Origin of the sequence: Joostella sp. CR20, from assembly GCF_038433465.1 — a bacterium.
In the GTDB taxonomy this organism is placed as follows: Bacteria; Bacteroidota; Bacteroidia; order Flavobacteriales; family Flavobacteriaceae; genus Galbibacter.
Genome location: NZ_JAESVF010000001.1, coordinates 863,478 through 883,545, shown reverse-complemented (window position 1 = coordinate 883,545; position 20,068 = coordinate 863,478). Strand labels below are relative to the sequence as shown.

Sequence of the window (20,068 nt, the reverse complement as noted above, 5' to 3'; positions counted from 1 at the left end):
GTTCTTTATTTTAGTTTTATATGTTGTTGTCTAACTTTCTTAAATTTTAATATAAATATAGATTATTTCGCTTTACGTTGCATATTGTCTTTGGTTTTATCAAAAACATATTCAATAACCTGTTGATGTCTGCGTTTAGAACGCGTTGCACTACCTGCTGCTGGAGCCGCATAAAAACGTCTGGAAGCAACTCTAAAGGTACGCGCTTCTTCAAAATGAAGTAATAAATGACTCCAAGCACCCATGTTACGAGGTTCTTCTTGTGCCCAAACTACTTCTTCTGCGTTACTGTATTTCTCGATTACTGCTCGCATTTCTGCTGCTGGTAATGGGAATAATTGCTCCAATCTAACTAGCGCAACATCTTCTCTGTTTTCTTCTTCTTTTACAGCCAATAAGTCGTAATAGAATTTTCCTGTACAGAACACCAATGTTTTTACTTTTTCTACGGAAGCTTCCGCATCATCTATAACTGTTTGAAATCTTCCGTTTACAAATTCATCTACAGATGAAACTACTTTTGGATGCCTCAATAAACTCTTAGGAGTAAATACAATTAAAGGCTTTCTGTAATCGGCTTTCATTTGTCTTCTTAACAAATGGAACAAGTTTGCAGGCGTAGTAACATCAGCAACAAACATATTATCCTTTGCGCATAGTTGTAAATAACGCTCCATTCTTGCTGAAGAGTGCTCGGCTCCTTGCCCTTCGTACCCGTGTGGCAATAACATTACGAGTCCGTTTTGCAATTTCCATTTATCTTCGGCAGCCGAAATGTATTGGTCGATCATAATTTGTGCTCCATTACTGAAGTCACCAAACTGCGCTTCCCAAATCGTTAGCGTATCTGGACTTGCCATGGCATATCCATAATCAAAACCAACAACTCCATATTCCGAAAGGAAAGAGTTAAACACATCGAAATGTGCATTTTGATTTTTTCCTAACTCGTTAAGCAATACAATTTCTTCTTCTGAATCTTCAACTTTTATCACCGCATGACGATGCGAGAAAGTACCTCTTTCAACATCTTGCCCCGATAAACGCACTCCAAAACCTTCTTCTAATAAAGATCCGTACGCCAACATTTCTCCCATTGCCCAATCCAACTTATCGGTTTCAAAGAACATTTTGTTTCTTTCTTTGATAAGTTTTTCGATTTTACGCATAAACTTCTTCCCTTCCGGAAGATTGGTTACCGCTTCTGCAATAACTGTAAGTTTGTCTTTTGGATAAGAAGTGTCGATGGTTTCCATCATTCTGTCTTCTAAGCAAGGGTTGAAACCTTTCCACTCGTCTTGCATAAAAGGTGTAATGACAGTTTTTTCTTCTTTTCGAGAATCTTCTAATTTTTCTTCAAGCGATGCTTTATAATCGTCTTCGAGTTTCTTCACATACGAATCGTCTATCACACCTTCTTTTTTCAATTTATCAGCATAAATATCTCGCGGATTTTCGTGCTTCGCAATTGCTTTATAAAGTTTAGGTTGTGTAAAACGAGGTTCGTCTCCTTCGTTATGTCCGTATTTTCTATAACCTAAAAGATCGATAAATACATCTCTTCCGAAGGTCATTCTATAATCTAATGCAAATTTTGCTGCGTGCACTACTGCTTCAGCATCATCGGCATTTACATGCAATACTGGCGACAGGGTAACTTTTCCAACATCGGTACAATAAGTAGATGAACGCGCATCTAAGTAATTGGTTGTAAATCCAATTTGGTTGTTTACCACAATATGAATCGTACCACCCGTTTTATACCCGTCTAAAAGTGCCATTTGCACCACTTCATAAGCAATTCCTTGCCCAGCAATAGCGGCATCTCCATGCACTACAATTGGCAATACTTTAGAAAAGTCTTCTTTGTAATGTCTGTCTTGTTTTGCTCTAGTAATTCCTTCCACTACCGCTCCTACGGTTTCTAAGTGTGAAGGATTTGGAGCAATATTCATATTTATTTTCTTCCCGCTTTTTGTTTCGCGGTCACTCGTCCAACCTAAGTGATATTTTACGTCTCCATCAAAAATATCAAGCTCGTAGTCTTTTCCGTCGAACTCACTAAAAATATCTTTAGCCGATTTCCCAAAAATGTTTGTAAGTACATTTAAGCGTCCACGGTGCGCCATTCCCATAACGAATTGTTGCACGCCCATGTCGGCAGCTTTCTCTACCAAAGTGTCCAAAGCAGGAATAAGCGACTCGTTACCTTCCAATGAAAAACGCTTTTGCCCAACATATTTGGTATGCAAAAAGTTTTCAAAAGAAATAGCTTCGTTTAGTTTTCTTAAAATATTTTTCTTCTCATCTTCATTAAACTTCGGATGATTGTCGTTTACATTTAACCAATTCTGAATCCATTGCTTACGCTCTGGGTTACGAATATACATATACTCAATCCCGATAGCATCGCAATAAATTGCTTCTAAATGATTGATGATTTCTTGTAAAGTTGACGGACCAATTCCTAAAATTTCTCCTGCATTAAAAACTGTAGCCAAATCGGAAGTTGCCAATCCAAAATTTTCAATTGCCAACGTAGGCTCGTATTTTCTACGCTCACGAACTGGGTTTGTTTTGGTAAACAAATGCCCACGACTTCTGTAGCCGTCGATAAGGCGTACTACTTGAAATTCTTTGTAAACATCTTGAGAGATTTCGATTTTCTCTCCCGAGTTCATGTTTTGAATGGTTACCGTGTCTGCATCGAAGTTTTCAGAAACCGAAGTTTCCACTCCAAAATCAAAGCCTTGAAAGAAAGCTCTCCAGCTTGGCTCTACACTATCCGGATTAATTAAGTATTGATCGTATAAGTCCGCAAAAAAAGCGGTATTTGCCGCGTTTAAAAAGGAATATTTATCCATGTTATCTTTTCACTGTCTCTATTTAGACAAAATTTATACAAAAATACAATATTTGAGATTATTGCTACATAGTTTTAATATATTTATAAGATAAAATTTATTGATATGCATATTTATAACAACAGTTGTTTTAAAAAATACATCTTATTCTTCATATTGTTAGGAATCACTCATTTTACTACTGCGCAAATGACTCAAACTTATAGAAATCCTAATTTTTGGAATCGCGTAAGTTTTGGTGGAGGCTTAGGATTAGGTTTTGGAAACGATTTTTTTAGTGCGTCTATTACGCCAAGTGCTGTTTACCATGTAAATGAAAAGTTTGCTACTGGTATTGGACTTAATTTTACTTATTCTGACGAACGCAATTATACAGCAACCGTTTTTGGTGGAAGCGTACTTGGTTTTTATAGCCCAATTAGAGAAATTCAACTTTCCGCAGAATTTGAAGAACTCCATGTAAACCGAAGCTTTGAATACGATGGAATTCCAGATTTTAAAGATGAATATTGGTACCCTGCGTTGCACTTAGGAGCAGGATACAACACTGGCCCTGTTACAATTGGAGTTCGATACGATGTACTTTACGACGAAGACAAAAGCATTTACGGAACACCTTTTATGCCGTTTGTGAGGGTTTATTTTTAAAACGTTATAGCGAAAACTTAACACTCAGCAATAATTGTTGCGGTCTAAGGTTAAAACGTGTTGCTACATAACTGTATTCACTCACATTTACAGTGTTGTAATTTTCAGTATTAAAAATATTACTCCACCTCAACCCAAAATCGACATTCTTTTTTTGCCAAGTATACTTGTAAACAACATCTGCAAAAAGATTGGTGTCTGTTTTAGAGTACAAATTGTTACTCACATACTCGGTATTTAACCCAACATAATGATTTTTACTCGGATATAAATTAATGTTTAGCTCATGGAATTGTTGCGCTATTGTTTTATTTTTTTGTTGCTGAATTTTACTATTTGAATATTGAAAAACACTACTTAATTCTGTATTTAACCAATCGGTAATATCTATATCTATTTTGCCATTAAATTGCCAATTTTGATTTTCAACATCTGTTAATTCTGAATTTAATAGTTGCTGAAAGCTCTGTAAACCATATCTAGTACCAAAAGTTAGGTTTGTACTGATATCACTAAAATATTTACTTCCTTTAAAAGACAGATTATGATTGTCGCGATAATTATTTTGCGGTACTGCTTGCAACTCAACAGCGCCATTGTCTAAAATAAAACTCTCATACAGCAGGTTGTTTTTACTGTTTGAATAATTATAAATTACATTAAAAAACAAAGCCGAAATAGGGTTGCGGTAATTTACAAAGAAGGAATAATTCAAGTTTCTCACCACAGGCAAAGGAGCATCTATACGCTGGATGTTTCGATAGTTTTGCAAAATATAATTGTAATACACTTGGTTTATAGTTCCAAAACTATTGCTCAACCCACTAGATGTACCCAAACTCCAAAACCCAGAAACATCATATTTCAAAGATAGTCTTGGCTCGAAAGTTACTTTGGATAATTCTTGCGCTTCATCGAGAGGTTTATCTTCTAACACATAACGATTGTAATTTATCGGCGAGCTCAACTCCACACGCCAATTCTCAACTTTATATTGTGTTTTTAAATGAAAATAAAGCTTGGTATGAAACCAATCTAAGTTGTTTTGAAAATTGGAAGTTTGCAATGTTTCGGATGTCAAAATTTCTGTATCTAGCTGTTGCTTTTCAACTAAAAAACCAACTTTAGGATTAAAACTAAAATTCTTCCATCCTTTGGAAAACTCTACAAAATTATTTGTGTAAAAAGTATGCTGAACTACATCTTGAACAACCTCATTATACGATGCGCCATTGTTTAACAAACCGCTAAACTGCCCTGGCATAACCGATAAAGATTGCGGAACTTTACTAAAAGCTACATACGATTTTAATGTTGCTATTTGCTTCCCTAACGGAAACAAAACTTTAAAATCATTCGACAATCGAAAATACTTATTACTCAAATTTTGATTGACATTTTCATCGGTAAGCTCAACTGTTCCGCGTTGCCCATCCCAATATCCGTTAAACTTAAGACTATTTTTAAAGTAATTTTCTTTAGTGTTTTTCTGAAGAGTCGCAATCGTTTCTAGAGAATTACTATACAATTGATTGTATTTTTGTTCCAACAACATTACCGTATCAGCATTTACAAAATAACGTGTATCTGTATACCCTCTTTGCTGTTGGTAATCATTTAAATGAGATGTATTTACACGCAACTCATAATCGTTTTTTAATTTTTGCAAAAAGTTAAATGTAAGTAAATGCACGTTATTGTCTAGCCAACGTTGCTCCTTAAATACAGGCTGTTCTATAGGTTGAATAGCCAACCAATCTTCTTTTGTATCATTTCGTTCAAATTGATCTAATAAATCTTCAATTGTTAGCTTTTTAAGTTGCGAGGCTACATTCTCACCTGTATTATTGGTTTGATAAGAAGTGAGCATCTGCTGTTTTTTCGAAAACAACATCGGAGTTATATTTACTTTTCTAAGCAATGGAGATGCTCCACTCCCAATTTCGGCTTGCCCTGTAAAAGTATAACTGTTTTTAAGTTTAATATTTAAAGCTGCACGATCGGAATATACTAAGCTGTCTAAAATTTTTATTGGCTGATGATTCTCTAATATTTGAACTTGCGAAACTTCGGCATGCGGTAAATTATTATTTGCAAGGTTGTACTTTCCTTCTAGCAAATCCAATCCTTCAATATAATATTTATTGATTGGTTTCCCTTGATAAAGTATTTGTCCATCGCTCAACACTTCAATTCCAGGCATATTTTTTATAACATCGGCAATCGACCTGTCTTCTTGTTTAGCAAAACTACTTACATTGTAATTGATTGTGTCGCCTTTTTGGGTAATTGGAGAAGATTTCACGACGACTTCCTTTAACTCGGTTACCTGTTCTTTTAACGTAAAATTGAGGGTCTGACTTTTATTTACAACTGCTATTTTGAATGTAGCAAACCCCATACTTTTTGCTACAACATCTACCATTTCGTCTTCTGAAGTAAACGCTATACTAAAATCACCTTGACCATTTGTTATATCGTAAGCAAGTATCGAATCGGTGTTTTTTACGTTTACAACAACACTAACCCCAGATATTGGTATTTTTAAAGAGTCTGATACTTTCCCGCTAATTACAGCTTGAGCACAGCCTATTTTTACAGTAAAAAATAATATCCAAAATACTATTTGCTTCATTCATTTGTCAATTCCAATGGATTATTTTCATACTGCAACCTTTCTTTAGCTCTTCTATCTGCTTTTTCAAGCAATTCTTTCGGAAATTGTATTCCTCCAGTATTTAACATTGCAGACGGTTTTTGCCTGTACCTTTCTAAAAGTTCATCAAAATTTGATTTACTCATTTCAATATGATCAAAAAACTCATCTTTCGTTGCAAAGAAATAACTCACTTTTTCGATACTTCTAACAGTAAACTCATAATGTTTTTTTTCATCGTAAATAGAAAGTATTAACCCTGGAAGACCGTTAAACTTGTATGGCCCGTCCGATATTGGGATATCGGTTGCATACCAAGCAATATAATCTCTACCTGCAAATTGCATAGTTGCCTTTTTACATGTATAGCCTAAAATATCCTTTTCCTCATTTACCAACTTCCATTTAAATTGATTCATGGGCTGAGTGTAATAGTAATAAGACGTTCCTATTCGGTCGCTAAAACTTAATTCGCCCTTTTTAAAATCTTTTATTACAACGTATAACAACCTAGTTTTTGGTCGTGATTTTATTACTGGCATTTGATTAGACCCTCTATAAGCACTAAACATTTCGCGCAACCTCATGTTTTCATTATTTATATAGTATGAAAAATTGTTGGCTACTTTTAAAACCATAGTAGAGGTTTTCTTACTTAATGTATCTACATTGTTTTCCTGATATGAAAAATCATAAACAAACTCGTAATTTATAGTGTCTTTTAAATTGATTTGAGAAAAAACAACCTGAAACGAACCCAACCAAATTATACTTAAAATTAAAACTTTTAAATTCATATTTTTCTATTTAAACCTATAGTTTACAGTACCTCAACTTTTTAATCTTTACTAATCAAATTTCAATTCTATCGGGTTATTGTTATTGTTTTTAAGTTTAGATTGTAATTTTTTCCTATCGTTTGGATTATCAAACTTCAGCGTTAATCCACTATTTTGAGCATTCAAAAGAAAATTCTCATAAAATTTTTTCTTTTGTTCGTGAAATTCTGATTTAGTTAGTTTTATAAAATTATCATTCTCAAAATATATTGATTGATTATTTTTTGATGAAACAGCTATCAATTCATATTTGTAGTGTTCTTTTTCATCTTTCATAAATACAATAAGACCTGGCAAACCATTAAACTTATAAGGCCCTTCCGAAATTGGAATCTCTTTTGAAAACCATGCTTCATAATTTCTCCCACCATAATTTAAAGTTGCTTTTTGACATTGTTGCCCATTAATTTCTTTTGTATCTGCTAAAATTTTCCAGTTTAATTTCTTCAAGTCTTCCTCATACAAATAATGATCTCTAGCCACAATTTCTATAACACTTATTTTATTTATTGGATGGTTTTTATAGACAATTTCCTTTATCTTAGTTCGTGGTATTTTACTAAACACAGCTCCCACATCAATACTGCCTACTTGATTCGATGCCATTTCTTTTGAGACAGAATCAATAGTCTTCATTCCTTCACTTATAAACTTAGAAGTAGTTTTGCCAATTTGTAAAAGCATTATTTCACTTCTCTTATTTTCTGCGGAAGTAGAATCTGGTTGATATGTCAACAAATATTTACATTCATACTTAAGCTCATCAACAACCATACTTTTCTGCGAGAAAACAACGTTTACAGCAACTATACAAAACACTACAAATACCCATTTCATATTTAAAAATCTTGTTGAATAAATAAGTTTTAAATCATTCAAAAACAACATAATTAAATGAATGTATGGAAGTTATTAAAAAAAATGGATTGAGAAAATAATTTTTGTTAAAATGAAAATAAACATCATTTACAAAAACAAAAACCCCTCTCCTTTAACCATAAAAAAGAAGAGGGATTTTATATAAAATGCAAAATCTAAGTCTGTTATCCTATAAGGACCATGTACGACCTCCAGTAGCTTCTTCTACCGTCATACAGCCGTTATAAACTCCAGGAATAGGATCGTAAGCTAATACTTCTTCTCCTATTTTCTGACTGTTTTTATAAGCGTTAATTACCGACCAACGTAAGTCGTTAATCATTCCAAAGGCTAATGCTTCGTTGTCTTCCACCTTGTTTTCGGTAGTTCCAATTTCTACTTCATTTCCTTCAATACTAATACGCTTGTTAAGGTCGTTCTTTTTATCGTCGGACACCTTTAAATTTTCAGCTACAATTTCTTCATATTGTGCAGGTGTAATATCGCTTACGTCTTCGTTGTATTTTGCTTTAAGCTGTTTTACCAATCCTGCCATACGCTTGCGATAGCGCGCTTGCGCCTCATCCGACTCTACTTCTTTTACGTATCTGTCGATAAATTGAGGAACATTAACTTGCGACGCCGATGGCGTATCGGTTTCAGGAATGATAACATCAACAATATTTGTTAGTGCAATACCTTCTTCTGGTGTAAAAAACTCTGGAACCCAAGTAGCTTTATCAGCAGTACAACTTTGTAACATGCTTAAAAGTGTAGGTGTGGCTACGACAAATCCAGTAGTTAAACCAATATTTCTAAGTGCTTTTCTTCTGTTCATTGTTGTAAGTTTACAGGTTCATTTTTTTAAGTTCTTCGACAGCGTGATTTGCTGCTCTTGCAGTAAACGCCATATAACCAAGCGACGGATTATGACATGCAGACGAGGTCATAAACGCACCATCGGTTACATACACATTTGGCACTGCATGTAATTGATTGTACTTATTTAATACCGAAGTTTTTGGATCTCTACCCATACGAGCAGTTCCCATTTCGTGGATTCCAAGTCCCATTCCTCCAATATCATCATACGTAGAAATATCTTTAAACCCAGCAGCTTCAAGCATTTCGGCAGCTTGCTGCTTCATATCTTTACGCATTGCTAGTTCGTTTTCACCAAAATCGGCATCAAAAGTAACCGTTGGCAATCCCCATTCATCTTTCTTATTATAATCAAGGTACATGCGGTTTTTGTGGTCTGGAAGTGTTTCTCCGAAAGCAGTCATCCCCATAGTCCAATCGCCAGGTTTCATAATTGCTTCTTTCAATTCTTTTCCGTAGGCAAGCTCTCTAATCGATTCCGACCAATCACCTCTACTTGCACCTCCTTGATAACCATATCCTCTGATAAAATCTTTTTGATCGGTAGCACCACCAAGATTTCTAAATCGTGGAATATACACTCCGTTAGGGCGTCTTCCTTTGTAGTATTTATCGTGAAAACCATCAAACTTACCACTCGCACCAACTCTAAAGTGATGGTCCATAAGGTTATGTCCTAGTTCTCCACTATCGTTCCCCATTCCGTCTGGGAATCTTTCTGATTTTGATTGTAATAAAATAGAAGCTGAAGCCACTGCAGACGCACATAAAAAGATAACTTTAGCCTTAAACTCAAACGTTTCTTTGGTTTCAGCATCAATAACTTTTACACCTGTAGCTTTTCCAGTTTCGGCATCGTACATAACTTCGTGTACAATAGAATTTGGACGAAGTGTCATATTTCCTGTAGCCTCTGCCGTAGGTAAAGTAGATGAGTTACTACTAAAATAGGCTCCAAAAGGACACCCTCTAATACAACGGTTTCTGTATTGACATGGCCCTCTTCCTTGACCTTCTTTGGTTCCCTGAGTTATATGAGCAACACGACCAATGGTAACGGTACGGTCTCCAAATTTTTCTTCTATTAAATCTTTAAAATGATCTTCAACACAGTTTAAATCCATCGGTGGTAAAAACTGTCCGTCTGGTAAAATATCAAGTCCTAAATTTACACCACTCACTCCAATAAACTGCTCAACTTTGTCGTACCACGGTTTAATTTCGTTGTATCGAATAGGCCAATCGATAGCAATTCCATCTTTTAAGTTTGCTTCAAAATCGATATCTCCCATGCGGTAACTCTGACGTCCCCACATTAATGATCGACCTCCAACGTGGTAACCACGCATCCAATCAAAACGGCGGTCTTCGTTATAGGGATGTTTTACATCATCAACAAAAAAGTGTTCGCTAGCTGCACTCACAGTGTAACCCGTACGATTTTGTTTAAATTTTCTTTCTTTCACTTCTCTGGAAGCTGCGCCTCCGTTTGGCATATCCCAAGGGTCTAGGTTGGCTGTTGGATAATCTTCAACATGTTTTACCATGCGACCACGTTCTAAAACCAAAGTTTTAAGTCCGTTTTCACATAGTTCTTTTGCTGCCCAGCCGCCAGAAACACCTGTTCCAACAACAATAGCATCATACTCTTCTTGTGGTGAATTGTAATAAAATGTACTCATTATTTTTAGCTTGTTTACAATAGTAGTTCTTCAAATATAAAAATTAATTTTTTACATTAGACGAATATTTTAATTATCAATAAATCATTTTAACAACATTAACTTTATTAATTTAATAATTTTAGACCTAATAACCTACGAATATGAAGAGACGGAATTTTATAAAAAACACCAGTAAAGCAGGAGTAGCCCTCTCATTTTTAGGGGTATACGCATGTAAAGAAAACACCCCTCCTAAGTCATCTTCCGAAGAAAAAATCGACACCTTTACTCCTTTCTTTAAATTATCGTTGGCGCAATGGTCGGTTCATAAATTAATTTGGGAAGAAAAATTAGATCCGATGGATTTTGCTAAAAAAGCAAAAGAATGGGGATTTGAAGGTTTAGAATATGTAAGTCAGTTATATACCAAAGAAATTGAAAAAAGAGGAAACAATTCCGAAGCGATTATTTCTTTAGCTGAAGATTTAAAAAAGGTGAGCGACCAATACCATATGAAAAACCAAATCATGATGGTAGATTTACAAGGGGATGAAAATTTATTGGTAACTCCAAATGTCGAGCATCGAAAAAAAGCCATCGAAAACCACAAGGTTTGGATTGATGCTACTGCTGTTTTAGGTTGCGAATCAATGCGAATTAATTTATTTGGATCGAATGACGAAGCTGTTTGGAAAGAAAATGCAATTGCATCCTTAACCGAACTTTCTGATTACGCCGCTTCTAAAAATGTAAATGTTATTGTTGAAAACCACGGCTACTTATCGTCTAACGCAGCTATAATGGCCGAAGTAATGAAAATTGTAAATAAACCTAACTGCGGAACCCTACCCGATTTTGGAAATTTCTGTTTAAAAAGAGAAGGCAACGAGCTATGGGGAACACCATGTATTGAAGAATACGATATTTATAAAGGTGTAGAAGAATTAATGCCTTTTGCAAAAGGAGTTAGTGCAAAATCTTTTAACTTTGACGAAAGCGGGAATGAAACCTCCATCGATTTCTACAAAATGATGAAAATTGTAAAAGATGCAGGCTTCAACGGCTTTGTGGGTGTAGAATACGAAGGAGAAACCTTATCAGAAGAAAAAGGAATTTTAGCAACTAAAGAGCTCCTACTTAAAGTTGCCAAGCAGCTTAACACCTCAACAAATAAAACCAAAGCATAATAAACAAAGCTGTTTTAAATATGTTTTGCTGAAAAAACTCGGAATCTAAAATTGATAGTGTACTAAATTAGAAGCCGATGCAGAACAAGTTTAACAACCATTAAACTTTTAAACAGCACCATAATAATTACTAACTATACTAATATTTAAACGCAAGCTAACATGAACAAAAAAATTCAATTTCAGCTTTCTTTCATGATGTTTTTAGAATTCTTCATCTGGGGAGGTTGGTTTGTAACATTGTCTACCTTCTTACCAAAGACTTTAAACGCAACAGGAAGTGAGACAGCCATGGCATTCTCAACACAATCTTGGGGTGCAATTATCGCTCCTTTTATTATCGGACTTATCGCCGACCGCTATTTTAACGCCGAAAGAATTTTAGGAGTTTTACATCTTATCGGTGCCGTATTAATGTATCTAATGTATCAGAGTACCGATTTTAGCACTTTTTACCCTTATGTTTTGGCGTATATGATTGCTTTTATGCCAACCTTAGCTTTGGTAAACTCTATATCGTTTAACCAGATGACCGACCCTGGAAAACAATTCTCTTTTGTAAGAGTTTTTGGTACTATCGGATGGATTATTGCTGGATTACTGATAAGTAAAGTGTTTGGATGGGACAGCGAACAAGGAGTGAAAGACGGTCTTCTAAAAAATACGTTCTTAATGACCGCTATTGTTTCTGCTACACTTGGAGTATTTAGTTTTACACTACCTAAAACACCACCAAAGGTTTCTAAGGGAGAAAAAGTAAGTCTTTCTGAAATTTTAGGCCTCGATGCTTTAAAACTATTAAAAGACAAAAACTTTTTATTGTTCTTCATATCATCAGTTTTAATATGTATTCCTTTAGCTTTCTACTATCAAAGTACAAATCTCTTCTTAACTGAAATTAAAGTTGAAGATTCAGCGTTTAAAATGACATTTGGACAAATGTCGGAAGTATTATTTATGCTACTTCTACCATTCTTCTTTAAAAAATACGGGTTTAAAAAAACCATTTTAGCAGGTATGCTAGCATGGACTATACGCTATTTGTTATTTGCTTTTGGAGATGCAGGAGATTTAGTTTTTATGCTAATCATCGGGATTGCACTACACGGACTTTGCTATGACTTTTTCTTTGTTTCTGGACAAATTTATACCGACTCTAAAGCTGGTGATAAATATAAAAGTTCGGCGCAGGGTCTAATTACGTTGGCAACCTACGGTGTTGGAATGCTAATCGGTTTTTACATTGCAGGACTTATCTCTGATAAATTCTTACTTGCTGATAGAACCCACGATTGGCAAAATATCTGGATTTACCCTGCTGGTTTTGCACTAGCCGTTGCTGTGCTATTTGCAATACTTTTTAAAGACGAAAAAATAGAATATAAAGATCAATAAATAGCTCGAGGCAAACCTCGGAGCAATTAAATCTCTATAATCGAGTAAAAACAATTTAAGAGTTTAGCAGAAAGCTATCTCGAAAAATAAAAACTTAATGCTGAATTTATTTCAGCATTTTGGCTTATAAAAATTGACCTTTTAAAGGCTATCTCTTTAACATTATAACGATATATACAAATGAGTAAAAAAATAAAATTAGGAATATTAGGAGGCGGAGGCGATTCGTTAATTGGTGTTTTACACCGTATCGCATCTTCTATGTACGACAGTTACCAATTGGTTGGTGGAGTTTTCAATCCAGACTACAATAATAGTGTGAGTTTTGCTGAACAAATAGGTATTCCTACAGACAGAATTTACAAAGACCTCGATACTTTTATCGAAGAAGAATTAAAACTTCCAGCGGAAGAACGTATCCAAGTAGTATCGGTTTTAACACCAAATTTTTTACACTTTCCAATGGCAAAAAAATTGTTGGAATCGGGGTTTAACGTTATCTGCGAAAAACCAATGACCACGACTTTTGAAGAGGCTCAAATTCTTCAAGAAACATTGGATAAAGCGAACACTGTTTTTGCTGTAACTTATACTTATACTGGCTACCCAATGGTACGCCAAATGAAAGAAATGATTGCCAACGGAGTTGTAGGAAATATCCAAAAAATAGATGTACAATATTACCAAGGTTGGATTAACCCAATTATTCACGACAAAGAAAAAAGAGCTACAACTTGGCGTTTAAACCCAGAAAAATCGGGAATTTCTTGTTGTATTGGAGATATCGGAACACACGGTTTTGACATGATTGAGTATGTAACTGGCATGGAAGTGAAAACCATTCTTGCCGACCTCAACTATTTGTATGCCGACAATAAAATGGATATCGACGGAACTGTTTTACTTCGCTTTGCGGAAAATGTAAAAGGAGTTTTAAGAACCAGTCAAATTGCAACAGGAGAAGAAAATAACTTTACCGTGAAAATTTACGGTGATAAAGGAGGTCTAAAATGGGAGCAAGAAAACCCGAACTTCTTATATCATTTAACGGAAAACGAACCGCTTAAAGTTTTAAAACCTGGACACGCTTATAACAGCGAGTTTTCATTAGACGGCACAAAACTTCCGGCTGGGCACCCAGAAGGAATTTTCGATTCGATGGGAAACATTTACAAAGGTGTTGCCAAAGCCATCCGTAAAGAAAAATACCATCCTGGAGAGTTCCCTACGATGAAAGACGGTGTGCGCGGAATGAATTTTATTGAAAAGGCAGTAGCCTCGCATCAGCAAGGAAATGTTTGGGTAACAATATAATTTGTAACCCTCATGCATACAACAAGGATGTTTAATGAATAAAGTTACTGTCAATTTGAATTTGTATCAGTTTGGCAATTATCATTTTTTAAACATCCTTTTCTTTTTTAAACCGAAATTATTCACTTCAGCAATAAAAAAACAATGAGAAAATTAAGAATGGGAATGGTTGGCGGAGGCATCGGCTCCTTTATGGGCGATGTACACCGAAAAGCATCCGGATTAGACGGAATGATAGAATTGGTATGTGGAGCATTTAACAGTTCTCTCGAAAAGACAATCGAAACAGGAAAAGCTCTTTTTCTTCCAGAAGACAGATGTTACGGGAGTTTCCAAGAAATGATTGAAAAAGAAAAGCAACTCCCCGAAGGAGAACGCATGGATTTTGTAACCATTGTTACGCCAAACCACCTTCATTTTGAGCCCGCAAAAATGGCGCTAGAAAACGGTTTCCACGTAGTATGCGATAAACCGATGACACTTACCATTGAAGAAGCTAAAACGCTCGAAAAATTAGTTTCCGAAACCGGACTTTTGTTTGCACTTACGCACAATTACACAGGGAACGCAATGGTAAAACAAGCCAGAGCAATGGTGCTTAACGGCGACCTTGGAGACATTTATAAGGTACAAGTGCAATACCTGCAAGGTTGGATGACTGCCGAAGTGAACGAACAAGCAAAAATAAAACCTTGGAGAGCCGACCCCTCAAAATCGGGAATTGGAGGTTCGTTAGCCGATATCGGAACTCATGCCGAAAACTTAGTTTCGTACATTACAAATTCTGAAATTACAGAAGTTGCAGCCGATTTAGGTAGAATTGGAAAAGACCGCGTACTCGATAACGACGGTAATATTTTACTACGGATGAAAAATGGCGCAAAAGGAACCATGTCTATTTCGCAAGTAGCAACTGGCGAAGAAAATGCACTCATTGTAAAAGTATACGGAAGCAAAGGAAGCATTGAATGGAATCAAGAAGAATCAACCAAGCTCATTACAAAGTGGATAGACAAACCTCAGCAGACTTTTACTCCAGACGGCGTAAATATTTACGACAGTGTTAGAGCTATTTCTCGTATTCCAAAAGGGCATCCCGAAGGATATTTAGAAGCCTTCGGAAATATTTACAAAGCTTTTGCTACGCATTTAATGAGTGTGTTGGCAAACAACCCTATCGAATCGCCAGATTATCCTTCAGTAAAAGAAGGTGTAACAGGTGTTGAGTTTATTTATGCCGCGGTAAAAAGCGATAAAGAAAATGCAGCTTGGACTGCTTTAAAAGCATAATTTTAAGCACATTTATTTTTAATCAATTTTATTTCTGAATACATTTAAAGAAATTAAACACAAAATATTCCCTGAAAAATGAAAACCATAAAAGGCCCTGCGGTATTTTTAGCGCAGTTTGTAGATAACAAAGCCCCATTTAATTCGCTTGACGGAATTTGTAAATGGGCAGCCGATTTAGGCTATAAAGGAATTCAAATTCCAACCACCGAAAAGTTTTTAATCGACTTAGATAAAGCTGCAGAAAGTAAAACATATTGCGACGAACTGAAAGGTAAAATTAATTCCTACGGATTAGAAATTACCGAGCTTTCAACACACTTGCAAGGACAATTAGTGGCTGTGCATCCAGCATACGACATTATGTTCGACAACTTTGCGCCAGACAATGTAAAAAACAACCCGAAAGCACGTACAGAATGGGCTATCAATCAAATGAAAAAAGCTGCAAAAGCAAGTAATCATTTAGGGTTAAAAGCACATGCTACTTTTTCAGGCTCGTTACTTTGGCACACTTTTCATCCATGGCCACAAAGACCAGCAGGATTGGTTGAAATGGGCTTTGAAGAATTGGCAAATCGTTGGTTGCCTATTTTAAATGAATTTGACGAGCAAGGCGTAGATGTTTGTTACGAAGTGCACCCAGGAGAAGATATTCACGATGGCGATACTTTTGAACGCTTTTTAGAAGCCACAGAAAACCATAAACGTGTAAATATTTTGTATGATCCATCGCATTTTGTGCTTCAACAACTAGATTATATCGAATACATTGACCATTACCACGAGTTCATCAAAGCCTTCCACGTTAAAGATTCTGAGTTCAATCCGACAGGAAAAAAAGGAGCTTTTGGAGGTTACAACAATTGGGGAGATCGCGCAGGAAGGTATCGCTCTTTAGGAGATGGACAAATAGATTTTAAAAAGATTTTTTCTAAGTTGACACAATACGGATGCGACGTTTGGGCTGTAATGGAATGGGAATGTTGCATTAAAAGTCCAGAGCAAGGCGCAAGAGAAGGAGCTCCGTTTATCCAAAAACACATTATTGAAGCTACCGAAAAAGTATTTGACGATTTTGCTGGTGGCGATGTTGATAATGACAAACTAAAAAGAATACTCGGACTATAAAATAGCACTTTATGAAAACTTTAAGTTACCTATGCATTGCATCTGTATTGATGTTATCATGCAAGCAACAAACCACAGAAACAAAGGTTACTACAACTGAAAAAGAAGATGTAACACCAGAAATAAAAGTTACACGTGAATTAATTACCGACGAAAATGGTTGGGCAACATTATTTGATGGCACCAACTACGATGCTTGGCATATGTACAATGGCGGTGAAGTAAGCGACTCTTGGACTATCGAGGATGGAGCAATGGCTTTTATCCCTGGAAAAGGAGGCGAAAATATTGTTACTAATGAAGACTTTACAGACTTCGAACTTTCTTTAGAATGGAAAATAGCCGAAGGTGGTAACAGTGGAATTTTTTGGGGTGTTCAAGAAAATGAAAAGTTTAAAGAAGCATACCAAACTGGACCAGAAATTCAAGTATTAGATGACGAAAGACATCCAGATGCTAAGGCTGGAACTACACATCAGGCAGGGGCTCTTTATGATATGGTTGCGCCAAGTAAAAAAGTGGTAAAACCTGCAGGCGAATGGAACACTTGCGTACTTATGATAAACCATAAAACAAATCAAGGTTCAGTTACTTTAAACGGAACCAAAATAGTTGAGTTCCCAGTACATGGTAAAGAATGGGAAGAAATGATAGCCAATTCTAAATTTAATGGTTGGGAAGGTTTTGGAGCATCGAAAACTGGAAAAATTGGACTTCAAGACCACGGGAATAAAGTTTGGTTTAGAAACATAAAAATTAAAGAACTTTAAAAAATGACTAAAAAACTTATCGTAGGCACCCTTATCGCTAGCAGTATTTTTTCATGTACAACAACTACAAAACAGGCAGAATCTTCTTCCGAAGAAATAACGCAAAAAAGTAGTGATCCTACTGTGATTACTTATCCTGAATTCAGCGGAGAGGAACCAACAAAACCAGAACAAACAGAGTTTTATGAGCCTGTTCCACCAACTGTTCAACCCTTCAGTAAAAATGGTGCACCAAGCGATGCAATCGTTTTATTTGACGGTTCAAATCTAGATAATTGGATAAGTAGTAAAGACAGTACTACTGCCGATTGGATTGTAAACAAAGACGGAAGTATGACGGTAAAAGATAAAGCTGGAGATATTCAAACGAAACAAAACTTCGGAAGTATCCAGTTGCATATCGAATGGATGTCGCCTACCGAAATTCAAGGAGATGGGCAACACCGTGGAAACAGTGGTGTTTTTCTTCAGAATTTATATGAAATTCAAGTTTTAGATAACAACGATAACGATACGTACACCAACGGACAAGTAGGAACCATTTACAAACAGGGAACAGCTTTGGCAAAGGCTTCTGTCCCAACTGGACAATGGAATACGTACGATATTATTTACCACGCTCCAGAGTTTAATGCTGAAGGCGGAAAAATAAAATCGGCTACAGTAACAGTTTTACACAACGGCGTGCTTATACAAGACCACACCGAAATTAAAGGAACAACACCTTACATTGGCTGGCCTAAAAATGAAGCACATGGAAAAGGTCCAATTCGTTTACAAGACCATGGCGATAATAGTCGTGTAAGCTATCGAAACATTTGGGTGAGAGAGTTGGAATAAAGAAAATTTAAAATACTAAAAAAGGGAAGTCGCAGTTGCGTTACTTCCCTTTTTTACATTGTATAATTTAAGGTGAAGCTTCTCCTAGCTTTCCTTTCCTCCTTTTAATTCGTCTTGCCAAGCTTTAAGTGCTACCCACTTCCCTTCGTATGCGAGTTGCGCTTGTCGTGGCCAAGTGTCTGGTTTATGAATTTCGTAGGCTTTCCCTCCCGATTGTAAAACTTCTAAACACTTTTCAACGCTACTTTCTGCAAGTGCTTTCCAAGTTTTAATTCCGTGGTTATGAAACAAAATTTCAATTTTTGGTCCAATCCCTTCGATAATTTTTAAATCGTCTTGCTTTATTTTCTTTCCGTAAGTTGTTTTTGCTAATACAGCATCAAACGGAATTAAATGCAATGTAGTATGCTCGGTACTTGCCAAGTTTGTAGCTACAGAAGCATCAGCTTTTACAGCCAATTTCGATTTACAATCGGCTAAATCTGCACTCAATTTATCATACTTTTTTTGCCAAGCTTCAACCTCAGCATTGTTGTTGCCTGCTAATAGTCTTCCGAGTAAATACCCTAAAATTGCGCATATTACGCCTACTATTATTGGAATAAGTAAACACCAGTTCATATTTATTAATTTTTGGATGATTAATTCTTAATTGTTATTACAGTTCTTCTGTTTTTAGCTCTCCCTTCTTCAGTGTCGTTGGTGGCTATTGGTTTTGTTTGTCCCATAGAAATGGTCTCAATATCTTCAGAAGAAATTCCGTTTCTTACCAAATATTCTTTGATATATTCGGCACGGTCTTTCCCTAAAACCATATTATTTTCAGGGTTTCCTGTATTGTCTGTATGTCCTATAATTTGCACAGCAATATCATCTATTTTGTCCATCGCCTGCACTATTGTAGAATACTTAGCGCGTTGCTCATCTGTTAAAGAAATAGTACTTTTTCCTGTATCAAAATACAATACAATTGGGTTTTTCTTAATATCCTCAATTACAGTTTCAGCATCAGCAAAATTAGAATCGGCTGTAACGGTAAAATCAACGGGACCGATATAAATACTGTCTTGAATTTTTAAATTCGGACTCAACTCGCCGTAGGTATTTATTTTTTTAGAAGAAATTCCTTGAGCTATCAAATGGTTTTTAACTGCATGTGCTCTTGCTAGTCCTAAGTTTGGAAATGCAGAGGTATTTTTTTCTGAAACTGAATAATACCCAGTAACATCTATAAACTTACCGTCTTCGGTATTGATATAATCTTTCAGTTTTAAAATACCAGCGCCAACACCTTCTCCAAGTGGTCTTAAGATGATATAATTTGATTTATTGAAGTTGTAATTATCATTGGTACGGTAGTTAAAGTTACCCGTATTATCTTTTATTACTAACGGATTTACAACAGGAGCGATTTCTTTTGGTGCAACTGTTGAAGGAGCAGAAACCGTTTCGGTGGCTTCGCAACATAAAATCCAATTAAAAAAAGAACCTATCAGTATGGTCAGAATAATACCAACTAAGTACAGAGATTTCATAAGCTATTGAATTGGTTGTTAATTTTTTATACTCAAATTTAGTTAATTTTCTAAATTAACAACCTAAATATGTAAAAAACTTTAAGTCAATTAGTTATCAAATTGTAAAATTTATCTTTCAAACAGGAATATTTTGTATCTTTAGGTGTATAAAACTACTCCCCAAAACACTGAGTTTGTCGTAATTTTAAAGAT

Annotated in this window: 16 protein-coding genes; 8 read left to right on the top strand and 8 right to left on the bottom strand. The window is 35.6% G+C overall.

Annotated features, from left to right (window positions below):
- Positions 1-62 precede the first annotated feature (62 nt).
- On the bottom strand, positions 63-2,864 hold the full coding sequence (locus JMA43_RS03905) for a 2-oxoglutarate dehydrogenase E1 component (RefSeq protein ID WP_342155057.1): 2,802 nt from the start codon (positions 2,862-2,864) through the stop codon (positions 63-65).
- Between the two features lie 105 nt (positions 2,865-2,969).
- Between JMA43_RS03905 and JMA43_RS03900 the strand changes: the two genes are divergently transcribed.
- On the top strand, positions 2,970-3,512 hold the full coding sequence (locus tag JMA43_RS03900) for an alpha-ketoglutarate decarboxylase (RefSeq protein ID WP_342155056.1): 543 nt from the start codon (positions 2,970-2,972) through the stop codon (positions 3,510-3,512).
- A 4-nt stretch (positions 3,513-3,516) separates the two neighbouring features.
- Here the strand turns inward: JMA43_RS03900 and JMA43_RS03895 are convergent, their stop codons facing one another.
- The 5 genes from JMA43_RS03895 to JMA43_RS03875 form a co-directional block, all read right to left on the bottom strand.
- Positions 3,517-6,147, bottom strand: a complete 2,631-nt coding sequence (locus JMA43_RS03895; RefSeq protein ID WP_342155055.1) for a carboxypeptidase-like regulatory domain-containing protein — start codon at positions 6,145-6,147, stop codon at positions 3,517-3,519.
- On the bottom strand, positions 6,144-6,965 hold the full coding sequence (locus JMA43_RS03890; protein WP_342155054.1) for a GLPGLI family protein: 822 nt from the start codon (positions 6,963-6,965) through the stop codon (positions 6,144-6,146). The genes JMA43_RS03895 and JMA43_RS03890 overlap by 4 nt, the downstream gene beginning before the upstream one ends.
- A gap of 51 nt (positions 6,966-7,016) precedes the next feature.
- Positions 7,017-7,844: a GLPGLI family protein gene (locus tag JMA43_RS03885; RefSeq protein WP_342155053.1), complete on the bottom strand. Its 828-nt coding sequence runs from the start codon at positions 7,842-7,844 to the stop codon at positions 7,017-7,019.
- Between the two features lie 211 nt (positions 7,845-8,055).
- Positions 8,056-8,703: a gluconate 2-dehydrogenase subunit 3 family protein gene (locus JMA43_RS03880; RefSeq protein WP_342155052.1), complete on the bottom strand. Its 648-nt coding sequence runs from the start codon at positions 8,701-8,703 to the stop codon at positions 8,056-8,058.
- Positions 8,704-8,713: 10 nt separating this feature from the next.
- Complete coding sequence (locus tag JMA43_RS03875) at positions 8,714-10,429, bottom strand: GMC family oxidoreductase (protein WP_342155051.1); 1,716 nt, start codon at positions 10,427-10,429, stop codon at positions 8,714-8,716.
- 143 nt (positions 10,430-10,572) lie between these two features.
- Here JMA43_RS03875 and JMA43_RS03870 point away from each other — a divergent pair, with 143 nt between their 5' ends.
- From JMA43_RS03870 to JMA43_RS03840, 7 genes are all read left to right on the top strand, one after another.
- On the top strand, positions 10,573-11,598 hold the full coding sequence (locus JMA43_RS03870) for a sugar phosphate isomerase/epimerase family protein (protein WP_342155050.1): 1,026 nt from the start codon (positions 10,573-10,575) through the stop codon (positions 11,596-11,598).
- A 162-nt stretch (positions 11,599-11,760) separates the two neighbouring features.
- Positions 11,761-12,993, top strand: a complete 1,233-nt coding sequence (locus tag JMA43_RS03865; RefSeq protein WP_342155049.1) for a nucleoside permease — start codon at positions 11,761-11,763, stop codon at positions 12,991-12,993.
- A gap of 180 nt (positions 12,994-13,173) precedes the next feature.
- The gene (locus JMA43_RS03860) at positions 13,174-14,307 is read left to right on the top strand and encodes a Gfo/Idh/MocA family protein (RefSeq protein WP_342155048.1); all 1,134 of its coding nucleotides are present in this window, start codon (positions 13,174-13,176) and stop codon (positions 14,305-14,307) included.
- A 144-nt stretch (positions 14,308-14,451) separates the two neighbouring features.
- Positions 14,452-15,597, top strand: coding sequence for a Gfo/Idh/MocA family protein (locus JMA43_RS03855; protein ID WP_342155047.1), 1,146 nt, complete (start codon positions 14,452-14,454; stop codon positions 15,595-15,597).
- Positions 15,598-15,675: 78 nt separating this feature from the next.
- The gene (locus JMA43_RS03850; RefSeq protein WP_342155046.1) at positions 15,676-16,728 is read left to right on the top strand and encodes a sugar phosphate isomerase/epimerase family protein; all 1,053 of its coding nucleotides are present in this window, start codon (positions 15,676-15,678) and stop codon (positions 16,726-16,728) included.
- Positions 16,729-16,739: 11 nt separating this feature from the next.
- Entirely contained in the window at positions 16,740-17,498 is a 759-nt protein-coding gene (locus JMA43_RS03845; protein ID WP_342155045.1) for a 3-keto-disaccharide hydrolase, read from the top strand.
- Positions 17,499-17,501: 3 nt separating this feature from the next.
- Complete coding sequence (locus JMA43_RS03840) at positions 17,502-18,338, top strand: 3-keto-disaccharide hydrolase (protein ID WP_342155044.1); 837 nt, start codon at positions 17,502-17,504, stop codon at positions 18,336-18,338.
- An 84-nt stretch (positions 18,339-18,422) separates the two neighbouring features.
- Here the strand turns inward: JMA43_RS03840 and JMA43_RS03835 are convergent, their stop codons facing one another.
- Both JMA43_RS03835 and JMA43_RS03830 read right to left on the bottom strand, forming a co-directional pair.
- Entirely contained in the window at positions 18,423-18,959 is a 537-nt protein-coding gene (locus tag JMA43_RS03835; protein WP_342155043.1) for a hypothetical protein, read from the bottom strand.
- 20 nt (positions 18,960-18,979) lie between these two features.
- Complete coding sequence (locus tag JMA43_RS03830) at positions 18,980-19,873, bottom strand: OmpA family protein (protein WP_342155042.1); 894 nt, start codon at positions 19,871-19,873, stop codon at positions 18,980-18,982.
- Between the last annotated feature and the right edge of the window lie 195 nt (positions 19,874-20,068).